We start from the raw sequence: 16305 nt of genomic DNA on the forward strand, positions 1-16305 counted from the left end.
TATGGTCTGACGAAATCTGCGCATCTTGCCAGGTCTCAGTGCAGAAATCTAAATTCCGAAATCGTGCCAGAGAGGTGCATCTGGCCCGTCACTCGTCTCAGCACTCATCACCAGTAGCAGGGGAGGAGGAGCATGCACTGTCCGAATTGTGGCGCCGCAGCGACCCAGGGGCAGCGGTTCTGCGACAACTGCGGCATCCGGCTGGGCGCCGAGGTAGCCTCGCCCGAGGTGCAGCCGTTGACCCCGCCAATCGGCCAGCCATCCGCCGCGCCGCCCGTTCCGGTAGACTCTGGCGCCTATCAGAGCCAGCCAGGTATGTACGCCCCTACCGTTGTGCCTAATAGCAATATGGCTGTCATCAGTCTGGTGGCGGGCATTTTATCCTGGGTCGCGTTGCCGCTGATCTGCGCGCTGGTGGCCGTTATCTGCGGTCACATCGCCCGCAAGGAGATCCGCGAGTCGGGCGGGCGCCTTTCCGGGCAGGGTCTGGCGCTCGCAGGGCTGATCCTGGGCTACGCCAATCTTGCGTTCGGGGCCCTGCTGGTCTGCTTGCTGATAATGTTTGTCATCGCCCTGATCGGGACAGTATAGGCGATGAGGGGGAGAGATCTGTTAGCTCCGTAGGGGCAGCCTTCTGGCTTGCCCCTACGGCATCCCGGCCTTTGTTTACCGTGGCGTGCCAAAAACTTCCGTCCAGTAGTGGTAGTAGGGAAGCTGGGCGCCGGGCAGGGGTGTGTCATCGGCCTGGTAGACATAACCAACGCCGATATGGACATAGCGGCAGTTCAGGATATTGCGGCGGTGGCCTTCGCTGCTCATCCAGCCCGCCATGACCGCTTCTGCCGTAGGGTAGCCGGCGGCAACGTTTTCGGCAAGCGCCGACCAGGGGTAGCCCACGGCGTTGACTCGCTGGACCAGGGTCGAGCCATTGCTGCCGACGTGGCCGAAGAAGTTGTTCACTGCCATGTCTTCGCTGTGTCGTTGCGCCGCCTGCATAAGTCGCGGTTCGAGACTCAGCGGCTGGCAGCCGGCGCGAGCGCGCTCGGCATTCACCAGCGCCAGCACCTGGTTGGCGATGCTTTGATTATCTGACGCCTGCGAACCGCCGACCGCTTTAATGAACGGGACGAAGATCCGCGATGCAGCGACCAGATCGGCCTGTATGGCCAGGGTTGTTTGCGTGTCTGGTTCAACGTATGTGGATGATGCGGTATGGACGAAGGTTTCCGTCTGAGCGGAGGCGCCGGGGATCAGCAGAAGGCTTCCCAGGAGGGTGAGGATGACCGCGGCAGCGATGAGGGTGCGGGCGGTTGGGTACTGCATAGGTTTGGGTGAAGATCGAGTTAATAATGTACCGCTGGTATAATATTCCTCGATCAGCCCGACGCCTATGCCCCGATGGTCCTGTTCTATCCTACCCCCTCCTGATACGATTTCGGATTGTAGCTGTTGGATTTTCGCTTACCTCTCCGGTAGGGCGGGGCGAAGCCGCGCCCTACCGGAAAGGGGCTTTTGGAGGGGCAAATCCCCTCCGAGCCTCCCCTACGCGGTTTCGGGAATAATCAACCCATACGCTCCATCGCGGCGACGGTAGAGCACGCAGATACGCATGGTCTCAGCGTCCTGGAAGACGAAGAAGTTATGGCCGAGCAGTTCCATCTGCTCAATCGCATCCTCGGTGAACATCGGACGCAGCTTAAACTGCTTGGTGCGGATCACCGCCGGGGCCGGCGGTTCCTCGGTTGGAGCCGCCTCCGGTTCGGCTACGGCCACCAGGGGTTCGGCCTCGACCTGTGGCTCGACTGGCTCAACAGGCCGGCGTGATCGGCCACGGCGCCAGTATTTCTCTTTGTAGCGCGTGATCTGCCGCTGGAGCACTTCCTGCACCGCATCAACCGCGCTGTACAGGTCGGGCGCCTCCTCTTCGGCGCGGAGATAGACGCCATGCTCGCCGACCAGCGTGACCTGTACCCGGTGCACCTCGCCGGCGTTTCGATGCATTTCTGTGTGGACCTCGACGGTAGCGCTGGTGATCCCGTCCATGTAGCGCGCGAGCTTGCTCAGTTTCTCGTCAATGTGCTGGCGTTGGCGCTCGGTGATCTTACCATTGCGGCTCTTGACGGTCAGTTCCATCGTGGTCCTCCATCAATTCCGTGTTCAGGGGCGCGACCGCGCCCGTGCCGTTCGATCAAACGCCAAAGCCCTCAGGCGCATGAAGGCCGAGGGCTTTGATTACAGTTAGTAGTTCGCGCGGATTTCAGGGATAGCGCGGTTTAGCTCCATCGCTTGCCACTTCCTGTCGCAGCGCAATACCACGTCGTGTTACGCTGTGCCGCATCTGGCGCCCAGGCCGGCGCCGGCGATGGCCACCGGGTGGCGGGCTCGAAGATCAGGTGCTTCTTCCCGCAGATTGTACTACGCCAGACGTGACGATTCAAGAGTGAAACGGTAATGCTCTCTTAACACAGCGGGGCGGGCCGCTCGCCCGCCCCGGAGGATGCGTAGAGGATCTGTGGCAGCGCGCACCTCCGACACGCGGCAAGGGGGAATGCTACGATGTCTGGTGCAATGTCGTTGCGTGCCGGCCCCGACGCGGTGCTCGCTGCCACAGATCTTCCCCCTTGGCGTAAGCAACTGTATCACGCGCCGATGAAAAGGCTCTGAAAAGGGGGTTGCTTTAGATGAGGGAAGCGTTAAACTTTATGCAACCTCTGGCCCGCGAGATCGAAGTAGAATGCCCGCGCGCGCGCGTAGGCGGCGTCCCAGGTGTACATGCGCAGCACTTTGGCGCGGCCCGCGGCGCCCAGCGCTCGCGCCGCGTCCCGGTCGCGGATCAGGCGGGCGATGGCGGCGGCGAGCGCGGTGACGTCGCCAAAGGGCACCAGCAGTCCATTGACGCCGTCGTCAATGACCGCGGGCACGCCGCCGGCGCGCGCGCCGATCACCGGCGCCTCATAGCACCACGCTTCCAGATAGGCGATCCCGAAGCTGTCGGTGCGCGAGGGTTGCGCGTATACGTCGGCGGCGGCCAGGGCGTCGCGCCGCACCGCGTCGCTCACATACCCCAGGACGCGCGTGCGAGCGCGCTCGGCGGCGGGCAGCCTGCGGTAATAGTCCTCGAAGTGGCTCAAGAGCGGCCCGCACTGCACCCAGGTGATGTCATGACCGGCGGCCCACAGCCGCCGCAGGGCCTCCAGCACGTGGAGCGTGCCCTTGTCAAAGGCTGCCGCGCCAAGGCTCAGCACCATCGGCCCGGTAATCGCGTGGGTCGCTCGGAACCGCGCTCCATCGCCGCCGGCCACCTCCGCCGGATCGACTCCCGCCCCTACCACCCGCACTCGCTCCGCCGCGACGCCCTGGCGCACGAGGAAGTCGCGCTCCAGGTCGGTCATCGTCGCCACGCCGTCGCTCGCGCGCAGCAGGGCCATCTGGTGCGGCATGCTGTAGTAGCGCACGATCTGTCGGTTTTCCGGCTCGCCGAGGTGCACAAAGGGCGTGCAGAGATGGGGAATGCCCCGCTGGCGCGCCCAGCGCGCCACCGGCACAATTGCGAAATCCAGGGTAATGTTGGTGGTATGCACCAGGGCCACATCCATCAGGTCGGGGGCGCTGGCCAGGTAGCGTTCCATATCCGGCAGCCGGGGGGTCAGCGTGGCCATGCGTTGCAACAGCGGGACCGCAGGGCGGCCGAGCCGCCCGATCTCCACCATCAGCCGGCGCAGCGCCGGGTAGACCAGCGGCGGTCCCGGCAGGCGCTGCACCGGGAAGCGCAGCACGCGCACCCCGTTATGCTCGGCTTCGCGTTCGGCAAGCGAGGCTTTCCCGGCGGCCCAGAAGTGCTCCAGATCCAGCGCGTCGGTGCTGAGCACCGTCACGCGGTGCCCCTCGCGCGCCAGCCGCTCGCCGATCTCGATGAAGTAGCGCGAAGCCCCCGAGGCCCGGTTGTAGAGTTGATTGATGTGCAGGAAGTGCATTGATGCGCCGCCAGCAGGTGGCATGTGGCGTGCAGGGCGGGAGAGCAGCGTAGTCGGCCATCAGCGCAGTTGTTCGGCGAGCGCCTCTGGCGTTTGAACCGGAAGCTGGCACACGAAGCCTGCGCAGACGTAGGCGGTCGCCGCGCCGCCAATAGCCTCGCGCCCGGCCAGCAGCGGCGTCAGGGTCGCGGCATCGCTGTCGCCCGGGCGGATGCGCGCCACCACGATGTGAGGGCGATAGGCCCCTAGCGCCACGTTCAGCAGCGCCCGTGTATCCTCGGCTTCGGGCGCGCCGGCAATGACAACTTCTTTGACTGGCGCGGCGGCCAGGTCAGCCGCACAGAGCCAGCGTCCGAAGCCAGCGGGGAAGCGGGCCAGCATCCCCGCCTGCCCGGCGATCAGCGCCTCGGCTCGCTGGCGGTAGTCGTCGCGTCCGCGCAGGGCCGCCAGGCGCAGCAGCACCTCCGCGGCCACCGAGTTGCCGGATGGCGTAGCGTTGTCGCCGACGTCGCGCGGCCGCACCACCAGGGTCTCGTGGTCGCGCGCCGTATCGTAGAAGCCAGCGATGGTCTCATCCCAGAACAGATCGATCATGGCATCGGCGAGGGCGAAACTCTCGGCGAGCCAGCGGGCGTCGCCGTCGGCGGCATGGAGGGCCAGCAGGCCATCAATCAGCAGCGCATAATCCTCAAGGAAGGCCGGGGGACCGCCGCGGCCATCCTTCCACGAACGCAGCAGGCGTCCGTCGTCGCGGCGCAGATACGTGAGCAGAAAGTCGGCGCAGGCTCGGGCGATCTCCAGATACTCGTCGGAAGCGAGGGGGATAGCGGCTTCGGCAAAGGCCCGCAGCGCCATGCCGTTCCAACTGGTGATAATCTTTTCATCGCGGAAGGGGCGCGGGCGCCGCGCGCGGGCCGCGAGGAGCCGTTTCCGGCCTTCCTGCGCCACCTGCTCCAGTCGCTCAGGGGTCGCCCCCGTTACCCGGGCCACTTCGGCTGGCTCGCGGGGCAGATTGAGAATGTTCCGGCCCTCGAAGTTCCCCGCGCGGCTGATGTCGTACAGGTGGCAGAACAGGGCCGCGTCTTCGCCCAGATGCTCGCGTACCTCATCGGGCGTCCAGACATAGAACGCGCCCTCCTCGGCGTGGGGCGCGCCGGGATAGGGCAGGCTGTCGGCGTCCTCGCTGCTAAAGAAGCCGCCCTGGGGATGGCGCAGATCGCGCGTCATATATGCCAGCGTTTCGATGGCGATCTGGCGATACAGGGGCGTCCCGGTCACCTGAAAGGCTCCCAGGTAAATGCGGGCGAGCAGGGCGTTGTCGTAGAGCATCTTCTCGAAGTGTGGCACGAGCCAGCGGGCATCAACACTGTAGCGATGGAAGCCGCCGCCGAGCTGGTCGTAGATTCCGCCCCGCGCCATCTTGTGCAAGGTCAGTTCGAGCATCGGCAGAGCGCCGGGCGCTCCGCGCAGGTGCGCGCGCAGCAGAGCTTCGAGCGCGTTCGCCTGAGGAAACTTGGGCGCTCCGCCAAACCCGCCCGCCTGATGATCAAACTGGCGGCTGAGCACGGCCACGGCCTCGTGCAGCAGCGCGCCGCCATCGGGCAGACTGGCCCCGTCGGAGACGCCGGCGCTGGCGAGGCGCTGGATATGGTTCACTAGATCCGCGCCTGAGGCTGCCAGTTCGTCGCGGCGGGTGCGGTAGACTTCGGCCACGCGCTGGAGCACCTGTTTCCAGCTCGACGCGCGGTAGCGAGCGGCCTTCTCGTCGGGCGGAAAGTAGGTGCCGCCGAAGAAGGGCGTGCCATCCGGCAAACAGAAGACGTTCAGCGGCCAGCCGCCCTGGCCCGTCATCGCCTGCACCGCGGTCATGTACAGGCTGTCGAGATCGGGCCGCTCTTCGCGGTCAACCTTGATATTAACGAACAGCGCGTTCTGAATGGCGGCAGTCGCCTCGTCGTCGAAGCTCTCATCGGCCATAACGTGGCACCAGTGGCATGCAGCGTAGCCAATGCTCACCAGGATGGGCTTATCCTCGCGCCGGGCGCGCTCCAGGGCCTCCTCGCCCCATTCGTGCCAGTCTACCGGATTATGGGCATGTTGCAGCAGGTACGGACTGGCGGCATGGATCAGGCGATTGGTGTACTTCGGATTGCCATGCGCGTCGCGATGTCTGGTATGCATTGGCTTGCCCTCAACAACAGAGCCGTCGCGCTGCAACGGCTGCGGCGCAACGGCCCTGTGAAATGCGGTGCACACTGGAGCGGGCGACGAGACTCGAACTCGCGACCTCAACCTTGGGAGGGTAGCGCTCTACCAACTGAGCTACGCCCGCGCTGCGGCCATGAGTATAGCATGCAGCATCATGCCTGTCAACTACGGTACGAGCCGGTAGCCAACGCCCCACTCAGTGGTCAGTATCTTGGGGTTGCGCGGATCCTCTTCGATCTTGCGCCGCAGGTGCCAGATATAGACCTTGAGGTAATCGTTGTTATCTTTGGTATACTCCTGGCCCCAGACGGCCCGCAGCAACATCTCGTGCCCGACGACCTCGCCCACCTTCTCGGCAAGCACAATCAGCAGCTTGTACTCAATCGGCGTCAGATCCACCAGGTGGCCACGCACCCACACCTCGCGCTTCTGCTGATCGATGCTGATCTGGCCGCCGCCAGCGCTGAGAGGCCGGTTGGCGGGCGGCACGCGACGCAGCAAGGCACGGATCCGCGCCGCGAGTTCTTCCATATTAAAGGGTTTGGTCAGGTAATCATCGGCGCCCCGATCCAGACCGGTGATCACATCTTCGCTCTGCGTCTTGGCCGTAAGCATAAGGATGGGCACCTGTGAGAATTCGCGCACCTTGACGCAGGCTTCCAGGCCATCCATCTCAGGCATCATCACGTCGAGGATGACCATATCAGGCCGATGTTCACGGACCATCTGTACGCACTCTACACCATTCGAGGCCTGTATGACAGCGTATCCCTCGTGCTCCAGATTAATGCGAATCAGCTCGCGGAGGCCGTCATCATCATCAACTACAAGAATGGTGCGCTGCTCCATCTGTGCGCCTCGCATTTATGTCGGCGAACGCCCTGCCATTTCGCCGCGCATTCGGGTAAACGTGGCCTGCACGTCGGCAAGGGTCAACTCGCCGATGTGCATGTAGCGAATGGCGCCGTCCGGGTCGATGAAGAAACTGGTCGGCAGCGGAAAGACCCGATAAGCATTGGTAATCGAACCGTCCTCATCCAGGGCGACGGGATAGGTCACGCCGAATTGATTCAAAAACGACTGGATCTGCGCTGTATCGCGGCCTTGCAGTTTCTCGTCATCCGTCAGATTGACGCCAATGATAACCAGTCCTTCGCTGCCGAGCTGTTCGTGGGCAGCCTGGAGGGCGGGCAGTTCGCGTTTACACGGCTCGCACCAGGTGCCCCAGAAGTTTAACAGCACTACCTGGCCGCGATAATCCTCCAGGCGCACCGTTCCGCCAGCAAGCGCCGGGGCCGTGAACGGCGGGGCGGGCCGGTTCATCTCGCCCATCGCCTGGCCCTGGGGCGAGCCGTTCTGGCCGGTCAGCACCCAGAACAGGGCGATCAGCCCCACGCCCAGCAATGCGCCTGCAACGGCGAAGAGGCGTTCACGCGGCGTCAACCCGCGCTGCGGCGCCTTTCCGGGCGCCGTGCCGTTCGCCAGACTGCTGTCGTACTGACGACGCCGTTCCGGGTCGGCCAGAATACGATAAGCCCGCTCGATCTCGGCGCTGCGCTCAGTTGCCACCCGTTGCAGGTGCGGGTCGAGGTCGGCTACCTGTTCCGGGGCGTAGCGCGCCCGTTGCTCGGCGTAAGCCTGTTCAATAGCCTCCTGGCTCGCGTCGGGTTCAACGCCGAGGAGGGCATAGAGTGTAGCCATAGGTGCGTTCTCTCGGTCGTCCCTATTGTAACACAGCTTTTAACTTCTGGAATTAAGAATGGTTAAAACTGAAAGCCGAGGCCTCGCTATGCCTCACCGTCTCGGTGAACACCAGCTATGACGGGCGCGCCTCGGCGAGACAATCGTTTTGCATCCGCCTGTGTCGCGCAACCCGGAGGGTTGCGCTATACATAACAGGCTACATCTTCCTACGCCCGTGGCCAGGGACTAGCGCGAATACTCGGCCACTAGCTGGCGAGCCTGCATCACCAGCCCCGGTTCCGCGCCAGGCAGCACAATGAGCTGTTGCCACTGCTCCAGCGCCTGGGCTACCTGCGGCGGGTCGCTGAAAGCCAGGCAGAGGCCCTTGCTCAGCAGGGCGCGCCCGGCCTGGGGATCGTCGCGCAGGGCGCGTTCAGCTTCGGCCAGCCCTTCACGCACGTAGCTCTGGTCGTTGGTGTCCTTGCCGTAGAAGCACAGACTCGCCGCCAGGTCCGCCCGCGCCACCGGGTCGGTCGGCGCCAGTTCGGTCGCTCTGCGGTAGGCGTCGGCGGCCTCCAGCCAGCGCGGCAGCCGTTCGATATAGACGTTCTGCAGGCTCTGGTCGCCGCTGGCTAGCCGTTCGCGCACGATCACTACGCTGTCGTAGAGCGCATTGCCCAGTTCGATCCAGGCGTTCGGGTTCTCAGGAACTCGTTGGGCTACCTGCCGTGCGGCGATGATCTGCCCTTCGAACTGGTTGATGATCGCCGTCACGTCAGGTGTGGGCGCCGGAGCGTTTACCGGCCCGCTCGCCCCCCCGGCCTGCAGCGCGCCGAAGGGGACGGCGGCCGGCGGCAGGCTGTAGACGGTCGTCACCAGGGTGACCAGCACGATGGCGAATACCGACACGGCGACGATCAGCGTCGGGGCGAGCCAGACGGGGGACGTCCCGCGGTGCGGGGCGCGCCCGCTCCTGCGGGGAGCGCTGGCAGGTCGCAGCGTTGGCTGGGCGTTGAAGCCCGGCGGACGTTCCTGCCCGCGGGCCGGGGGCAGAGGGCGATAGTCAAGCTCTTCCTCGCCCGTCGCGGCGCGTTCGTCCGTCCGCGCTGCCTGGCGGGCGGCCAGTTCCTCGTCGTAGCGCCGCCGTCGCTCCGGATCGCTCAGGACGAGATACGCGCGCTCGATCTCGTCGCGGCGGCGGCGCGCCAGTTCCTGAAGTTCCTCGGCGCTGCCTTCAAGGCGCGCCGGGTCGTAACGCTCGCGCAGGCGCGCGTAGGCGGCCTGGATCGTTTCATCATCGGCGCGGGGATGCACCTGCAGGGTCTCGTAGTGGTCTTGCATAGCTCAAGCACCATCTAACGGCCCGCCCCTCGCGAACCCATCCGCAGACCGAATGCCGGCAGGCCCTTCGGCAGGCGCACCCGCAGGCCCGCCAGCCTGGCCTGGCCTTCCAGGTAGCGGCGCACCAGGGCGATGAGGCCTCCCAGAATGCCTACGCTGACACCGACCCAGACCAGCACCACCAGCGGCTTGACGCTCACGGCGATCACACCCTTGGCCGGCACAACCGGCAAATCATCGAGACCGGGGCCGCTGCCCTGCAGCATCACCCGCCGGGTGTTGGGGTCGAGCGACACGAGGGTAAGTTGCCGTCCCTCCGCCCCGGGCAGGGCGACCGGCACGTATTCAAGGCGTTGCGCCCCGCTGTCTGCATCGGTCACTACCTGCACATATGGCTCAAGCTCGCTCTCCACGCCCTCGTACAGCACCCTCACCCGCGCCCCCACGCGCAGGTCGCCGCTTCCCGACATCATTGCCTCGCGATCAATATTGAAGCCGAGGAAGGTGAGCGTGTACGGTCCCATCGTCGCCGAGTCATTCTGACTCAGGACCGGGCGGGCCTCGTCCCGCTCAGGATCATAGCCCGCAGGAGAGATGTACAGGTCGTGCCAGAAGAAGCTATGGATGGACGGCGTGGTCATCGTCGCGCCCATGCGCTGGTTCTCGTAGAGGTAGGGCCGGGCGCTGAAGGTTGTCCGGCCATTGCTCACCGTGAAGTCGAGCACGCCGTGCTGCTGCTCGTCGAGTTTATAGCCGTTAAAGATGAACTCGTAACCGAAGAGCTTCGCGCTCTCGCCGGGAGCCAGGGTCAGGCGCGTCTCGGGCGTGGCATAGGCGCTGGAGGCGACAACGCCGATGAGCATGATAGCGAAACCGACATGGGCCAGATAACCGCCGATGCGCAGCCAGCCGCTTCTGAGCGTGCGGGCGAGCATGACCAGATTTGTGCCCACGGCAAAGACGCCGCCGGCGACGTAGAAGAGCGCCAGCGGCTCGCGCACACTGATGAGCATAGCGGCGATGGCGGCCGCCACCGCCGCAACCGCGGGCCAGCGCAGCGCCCGAAGCAGATGGCGCATATTGGTGTCGCGCCAGCCCAGCAGCGGCCCGATCGTCATCAGCACCACAATCACGACCCCCAGAGGCGGTGTGGTCTGCTGGTAGAAGCTGGGCGCCAGGCTGAAGCGCCCGTCTTCAAAGGGCCGGGCCTGCGGGTTCATCAGCGTCCCGTCGTCAAGCTCAAAGACCGACCCCATCCAGCCCTGGAGGGTATGACCGACGCCCGGAATGGCCGAGATCACCGGCATCGAGGTGCCGACGCCCACCACCAGCGCGACCACTGCCAGCGACAGTATCGCCAGCACGAAGAAGCTATCGCGCGAGAAGAACCTGTCGCTCAACGGGCGTGAGGGGATGTCGCGCCAGCGCCAGACCAGGACCCCGATTGCGCCAACCGTGAGCAGAACCAGGAAGGCTACCAGCCCCTCGAAGATCCCCTCGGCAACGAACGAGTGCACCGAGAAGTTCGCATAGACCCCGCTGCGGGTGAGGAACGTGGCATAGAAGACCAGGGGGTAGACCGCCAGCGCCAGGAACAGGTTCGTTTTCCGCAAAGCGCCCTGGGAACGCTGCAACACCATGCCATGCATCAGCGCCGTCAGGATGAGCCAGGGCACCAGCGACGAGTTCTCCACCGGGTCCCAGCCCCAGTAGCCGCCCCAGCCGAGGGTCTCGTAGGCCCAGTAGCCGCCGAGCAACAGGGCTAGCCCCAGAAAGGCCCAGGCAGCGATGGTCCAAGGCAGGGCGCGGGTCACCCAGGTGTCATAATCGCGGCGGATCAGCCCGCCAATGGCAAAGGCGAAGGGTACGGTGCTCAGCGCATACCCGACGAAGAGCACCGGCGGATGGATGATCATCCAGAAGTTGTGCAACAGGGGGTTCAACCCGCGCCCGTCATTAGGGGTCAGGGGGAGGTTGGTAGAAGGGTCGAGGAGGGGTTTGAACGGATTAAGAACCAGAACGAAGATCAGCAGTACCGCCTGCACGAACATGAGCACGGCGAGCACATACGGCTCGAAGTGCCGGCTGCGGCGCACCAGCAGAGTTGACGCGATGCTGCCCCACACCACCCAGATAAGGAAACTGCCAGGTTGCCCGGCCCAGCTTGCCGCGATGCTGAAGAAGAAATCCAGGTCGCGTGAACTGTAGTTGTTGACGTACTCAATATCAAAGCGGCGGGCGAGGAACAGGCTGATCAGCAGCGTCCAGGTCATCAGCACGGCGCCGAGGGTGGCATAGACGCCAAAGCGCCCGTAGTACAGCGCAGCCTGATTGCCGCGGGGCGTCACGGCGTAACTGCCAACGGCCAGCAGAGCCATCGCTATCGCGGTGACGATCAGAAACGTGCCAAGAAGGTACATGGGGCGCTTTCTAGTGCGACTACGGATTCCAGGAAGGCTTAACCGTCCCCTGGGAAGAGGGCGGGGAAACCAGGGTTGCTCGCTCCCTTTCACCCACGGGGATGGATCAGGCGATCCGAACCGGCTCCTAACGGCTCATCTGCTCCTGGTACTTCGACGGACACTTGACCAGCAGGTCGTCGGCCATGAAGGCCTGCTCGGCGGGATCGTAGCGGCCAACAGCCACGATGCTGATGGCGTGTTCAAAGTTGGCCGGGCGCGGATCATCGGAGATGACCTTGATCATCTTGCCCTGCTGATCCTGGAGCATAAACGTAAAGCGGCCTGCCGCGTCATACTCGCCGGTGCTGCCGAGGAACCCGGCCAGTTGCACGCTGCGCGTAGCGGCCATGGCTTCATCCACGCTCTGGGTGTAGGAGCGGAAGCCGCTCTGGAAGCCAAAGAAACCATACACGACGGCAATCAGGATAATGCCGAGGCCCGCGATGTACAGGGGCTTGATCGGCATGCCGCGCCGCGAGAGCGAAGTTGTGGTTGCCATAGGCGCACTTTCCGTGCCAGGGGAGCGCGAGGCGCCCCCGCCTTACCCTCGACTCGACTGTTCAACCGGCTCGCCTTCGGCCTGGCCGACGCGGGTGACGCTGGCCCGCGGCGCGCCGGTCTCGGCATGGCGCAGCCGCTCGTGCTCGCGCTGCAATTCGCGCTTCAGGGCCCGCGCCTGGGCGTCGATCCGCCACAGGTACACGAAGATGCCGATCCACACGGACAGGGCCACGGCCATAGCCACATAGATCGCCGTACCCGCTTCATACAGCCCGTTCATAACTGAGATCCCCCGCGCTGAGCCAGGGCCCACTGCACGTCGAGCAGCGTCGCGCGCAGCCTGAGCAGCCAGAAGAATAACGCCGTAAAACCGCCGATTGAGGCCAGGAAGGTGAACAACGTCCGCCGGTTCTCCAGCAGGCCGGTACCCGGCGCCTCGATGTTCAACAGTGCGGCATTGGCCTGCAGATCTACCGCCTCCAGGCCAAGCTGGTAGCGCAGACCGGGAAATTCGGGGCGCGCGATCATTTCGCCAGCGGCCAGATCGTAGCTGGGGCGCAGGATGGTCTCGCTGGTCAGGCCAGGTTCGCTCACCTTCACCTGGGCGGTCACCACGTCACCCTCGCGCTCCAGGGCCAGCAGTTGGATCTTGCGATCCCCCAGCAGCCCGACGCTGCCGACCTCAAGGGTGATCCCATCGCATTTGCTGCCCTGGATGAAGGCGCAGTTAGGATGCAACGTGCTATCGGCAAGACGGGGGGCCACGAAGACCAGAAACGGCACCGTCACAAAGGCGAAGAGCGAGTATACGGCGCTGAGCTGGCGGCGCCGCCCCGGGTCGTCAATCGCCGAGCGCAGGGCGAAGAGGGCGGCATAGATCAGCAACAGCACAAAGATCGAGGTCTGCCGCGGGTCCCAGTTCCAGTAGATTCCCCACACCACCTGCGAGAAGATCATGCCCGTGACCGTGGCCAGGGCCGTGAAGAGAAAACCGCTCTCCGCCGCCGCCAGGGCATAGTGGTCATGCGCGGGACGGCGCTTCCACAGATACAACCCGCTGAACAGCGCCGATACCGCGAAGGCCAGCACGCTCACCCAGGCCGTAGGCACGTGCATGATCACGATCCGGCCGGCGTTGCCGAGGCCCTCGTACTGCGGGATCACCAGGAACATCGCCACAGCGACGCCGGCGATCCAGACGCCGATCAGCAATTTGCCGATCTGGCCCAGCCGCTCTGCCACTGCCATCACCTTTCCAGGCCTCCGAGAGAGGCGCGCCGTGATATGCGTATCATACTACAGCATGTGCTTTTAGGGAATGAGAGGATGGTAAGCATCAGGGCGCTCCGCCGGTATGAGGTATAATTGCCTGCTCATTGTATCACAATGTCTTTCGCTCCGATGGGAGATTCATCACATGCTCCGAGATTGCCTCGCTATAGAGGGTGGGGGCAACCCTGAGAATTCCCCTGCTCTAGGCTTCCCACACGAAGCGAAAGAGCATCAATGATGCCACGAATGTGGCAACACTGTACGCCATAAGGAACTGCAAGGCGCCGAGGGCGGGGTCAAGGCCGCCGTTTTCCAGTGTCAGCGCCGTGCCCTGGATGGCGATGATCAGCGGCGGCACCAGCAAGGGAAAGGCCAGGACGGCAAAGAGGGCGCTCTTGAAACTCGCCCTGGCGATCATCGCGGCAAGAATGGTGGTCGCGGCGGCAAGACAGAGGCTGCCCGCGCCGATCAGCGCCGCGAAGGCCAGCGGGCTGCCGACCTGCACGCGCACCAGCAAGATGAACAGAAGGCTGGTAATCGTTCCCAGTACCGCCAGCAGGGCCAGATTGAGCAGGAACTTGCCCAGATAGACGGCCGCGGGCTGGGCCGCCAGGCGCAGGGCGGCCGTGGTGCGGGCCTCTTCTTCGTGTACAAAGCCGCGCGACAGCCCCGTGATCGCGGCGAACAGCAAGGCGATCCAGAGCAGCGAAGATTGAATGAGCAAGGCCTCTTCAGTGCGCCGCAGCCCGATAAAGGTAGTGCCGATGCTGACCATCACCGCGGTACAGGCGGCGAACAGCACCATCGCGTTGAGGGCGTAGCGCGTGCGCAGCTCGATCCGCAGGTCCTTGACGAACACTGCCCATGCCGCGGCGAGCAGCGCCGGAACGCCGGTCTGTGAGCGTGTCTCAAGCGCGGGCGCTTCCTGGCCACTCTCCTCGGCCCTGTCCATGCCTGTTTCCGTCTGCCATGTCAGGCTTTGAGCCTGCCCAGACCATTCGTTTCAGAAGGGTTCAACGGTGTGCCCATCACCGCCAGGCCTCATTGAGACGCCATGTACGGCAATCCAAAATCCAAAATCTACAATCCGCAATACCATCAGCCTCCCAGACGCAGCACCAGGTCAGCGTAGCGCAATTCGCGCGGGTCATTGGTGGCAATTACCACGATCCCCTCGCGGCGTTGCGAGGCGATGAGCGTATCAACCAGGCTGGCGCCGCGCTCATCGAGGGTGACTGTCGGCTCGTCGAGCAAGAGAACGGGGGGGCGGTGGAGCAGGGCATAGGCGTAGCGCAGGCGCTGGACCATGCCCGAGGAGTAGGTGGCCAGCCGGTCGTCGCCGCGCGCGCCAAGCCCGACCTGTTCAAGCAACTGATCAAGCGCCCGGTCGTCGCGAGGCAACCCGCGCACCGCGGCGAAGAAGCGCAGGTTTTCGCGCGCGGTGAGATCGCGGTAGAGCATCAGATCGGGGGCGACCCAGCCGATGAGCGGCGCGGCGTCGCGCGGCGCCCAGGCGCCTCCCGCCGCTTCATAGACGATCACGCCCGCGTCGGGCCGTTGCAAACCCGCCAGCAGCCGCAAGAAGGTGCTCTTGCCGCTGCCATTGGGTCCGCTGACGACCAGCGTCTCGCCTGCGCGCACCTCCAACGAAACGTCGTGAAAGACGAGCCGTGCGCCGTAGCGCGCAGCAAGACCTTCGACTGTCAGCCGCAGACTCACGCCGGTATTGTAGCACAGACGGCGCCGGCGATAGGTAAAGCGGGTCTTCCAGATCCCTGCCCGGCAGGCCGTTAATCGCCCGGCGACATCCGCACCTCACGGACAATCCGGGGCATGGTCTGCAGCACAGGTGGGTCGTCCTCCTGTAGGAAGCTCAGGAGCGCCTCGTTGAAGGTGGCGGCTTCATCGAGAAAGGGGAAGTGCCGGCTACGAGGCATGGGGAAGATTCTGGCCGTGGGCACGTTGGCGAAGAGGTCAAGCTGATCAGGGTTGACAATATCGTCCCGCCCGCCGTGGACAACGAGCGCGGGCACGCGCAGGCGCGGAAGTTCGGGGCGCAGATCGGTGCGCCACATGGAGCTGACGGCGTAGCGCAGCGTATCGGCGCTGGATTTGACGCTGTCGTCAATCACTTCTTTTACCGCCGGATCGTTCGTCTGGCCAAGAAAGAAGCGGAACAGGCACCGCCGCAGCAACGGCGTGCGTGCGAACACATCGGCCAGGAAGGGCCGGTCGGTTAACTTAAGCAGCCACGACAACGAGTCGCCATCAATTGGCGCACCCACGGTCACCACCCGCTGGATGCGTTCGGGGTAGTTGATCGCCGTCTTCAGAGCCACCATGCCGCCCATCGAGTGCCCGACCAGCATCAACCGGTCAATGCCAAGAGCATCGAGGAAACGAATAACCTGTTCGGAGTAGGCCTGGATGCTCTCCCGGGTGCGCTTGCGGCGCGAGTCGCCAAAGCCCCAGAAGTCGAATGAGTAGGTGCGAAACTGCCTGGCAACTACCTCCATGGTCGGGAACCAGTAGCGCCAGCTTCCGAGCCACCCGTGCAGAAATAGCACCGGCTTGCCGCGTCCGAAGACCTCGTAGTGAACCACCTGATTGTCAATAACAACGATGCTCATTGGTGCAGCACTGGCAATACAGACGTGTCGAGGGCGTATTGGACTGTATTTCTCCAGCAGGCTAACTCTTCCCGCCGTACAATCATAACGTACCGGCGCGACCGAATTTGCATAGCCGCTGGCAAAGCAGGCGTCACGACGCTAAGGCTTCGTCGCGCCGGGTTTGAGAATTTTTTAAGACTCCGCAATCTTTCCCCACCCGCGCCCTGAGCCTGTCGAAGGGTCTATTCCACC

Annotated in this window: 15 protein-coding genes and 1 tRNA gene; 1 reads left to right on the forward strand and 15 read right to left on the reverse strand. The window is 64.3% G+C overall.

Annotated features, from left to right (window positions below):
• Positions 1-132 precede the first annotated feature (132 nt).
• The gene (locus tag NZU74_00345; GenBank protein ID MCS6879761.1) at positions 133-591 is read left to right on the forward strand and encodes a DUF4190 domain-containing protein; all 459 of its coding nucleotides are present in this window, start codon (positions 133-135) and stop codon (positions 589-591) included.
• 75 nt (positions 592-666) lie between these two features.
• On the opposite strand, the gene NZU74_00350 is transcribed toward NZU74_00345, so the two are convergent.
• The 15 genes from NZU74_00350 to NZU74_00420 all read right to left on the reverse strand — a co-directional run bounded on the left by NZU74_00350 (position 667) and on the right by NZU74_00420 (position 16071).
• Positions 667-1323 (reverse strand): CAP domain-containing protein, encoded by a 657-nt coding sequence (locus NZU74_00350; protein ID MCS6879762.1) that lies wholly within the window; start codon positions 1321-1323, stop codon positions 667-669.
• A gap of 219 nt (positions 1324-1542) precedes the next feature.
• The gene (raiA, locus tag NZU74_00355) at positions 1543-2133 is read right to left on the reverse strand and encodes a ribosome-associated translation inhibitor RaiA (protein ID MCS6879763.1); all 591 of its coding nucleotides are present in this window, start codon (positions 2131-2133) and stop codon (positions 1543-1545) included.
• A gap of 560 nt (positions 2134-2693) precedes the next feature.
• Positions 2694-3974, reverse strand: a complete 1281-nt coding sequence (locus NZU74_00360; protein ID MCS6879764.1) for a glycosyltransferase family 4 protein — start codon at positions 3972-3974, stop codon at positions 2694-2696.
• A gap of 60 nt (positions 3975-4034) precedes the next feature.
• Entirely contained in the window at positions 4035-6155 is a 2121-nt protein-coding gene (locus tag NZU74_00365) for a thioredoxin domain-containing protein (GenBank protein ID MCS6879765.1), read from the reverse strand.
• Positions 6156-6230: 75 nt separating this feature from the next.
• A tRNA-Gly gene (locus NZU74_00370) sits at positions 6231-6306 on the reverse strand.
• A 41-nt stretch (positions 6307-6347) separates the two neighbouring features.
• A complete protein-coding gene (locus NZU74_00375) occupies positions 6348-7031 on the reverse strand; it encodes a response regulator transcription factor (protein MCS6879766.1) in 684 nt (227 codons plus the stop codon).
• A 15-nt stretch (positions 7032-7046) separates the two neighbouring features.
• Positions 7047-7883 (reverse strand): redoxin domain-containing protein, encoded by an 837-nt coding sequence (locus NZU74_00380; protein MCS6879767.1) that lies wholly within the window; start codon positions 7881-7883, stop codon positions 7047-7049.
• 228 nt (positions 7884-8111) lie between these two features.
• Positions 8112-9206: a J domain-containing protein gene (locus NZU74_00385; GenBank protein ID MCS6879768.1), complete on the reverse strand. Its 1095-nt coding sequence runs from the start codon at positions 9204-9206 to the stop codon at positions 8112-8114.
• Between the two features lie 14 nt (positions 9207-9220).
• Positions 9221-11626, reverse strand: a complete 2406-nt coding sequence (gene ccsA / locus NZU74_00390; protein MCS6879769.1) for a cytochrome c biogenesis protein CcsA — start codon at positions 11624-11626, stop codon at positions 9221-9223.
• A 127-nt stretch (positions 11627-11753) separates the two neighbouring features.
• Positions 11754-12167: a cytochrome c maturation protein CcmE gene (locus tag NZU74_00395; GenBank protein MCS6879770.1), complete on the reverse strand. Its 414-nt coding sequence runs from the start codon at positions 12165-12167 to the stop codon at positions 11754-11756.
• A gap of 42 nt (positions 12168-12209) precedes the next feature.
• Complete coding sequence (locus tag NZU74_00400; GenBank protein ID MCS6879771.1) at positions 12210-12449, reverse strand: CcmD family protein; 240 nt, start codon at positions 12447-12449, stop codon at positions 12210-12212.
• The gene (locus NZU74_00405; GenBank protein ID MCS6879772.1) at positions 12446-13411 is read right to left on the reverse strand and encodes a cytochrome c biogenesis protein; all 966 of its coding nucleotides are present in this window, start codon (positions 13409-13411) and stop codon (positions 12446-12448) included. Before NZU74_00405 ends, NZU74_00400 begins: the two co-directional genes overlap by 4 nt.
• Before the next feature lie 232 nt (positions 13412-13643).
• Positions 13644-14393 carry a heme exporter protein CcmB gene (locus NZU74_00410; protein ID MCS6879773.1) on the reverse strand — a complete coding sequence of 250 codons (750 nt, stop codon included), beginning with the start codon at positions 14391-14393 and terminating at the stop codon, positions 13644-13646.
• Between the two features lie 146 nt (positions 14394-14539).
• Positions 14540-15160 carry a heme ABC exporter ATP-binding protein CcmA gene (gene ccmA / locus NZU74_00415; protein MCS6879774.1) on the reverse strand — a complete coding sequence of 207 codons (621 nt, stop codon included), beginning with the start codon at positions 15158-15160 and terminating at the stop codon, positions 14540-14542.
• A 71-nt stretch (positions 15161-15231) separates the two neighbouring features.
• Entirely contained in the window at positions 15232-16071 is an 840-nt protein-coding gene (locus NZU74_00420) for an alpha/beta hydrolase (protein ID MCS6879775.1), read from the reverse strand.
• Between the last annotated feature and the right edge of the window lie 234 nt (positions 16072-16305).

Source organism: Chloroflexaceae bacterium, from assembly GCA_025057155.1.
Classification (GTDB): Bacteria; Chloroflexota; Chloroflexia; order Chloroflexales; family Chloroflexaceae; genus JACAEO01.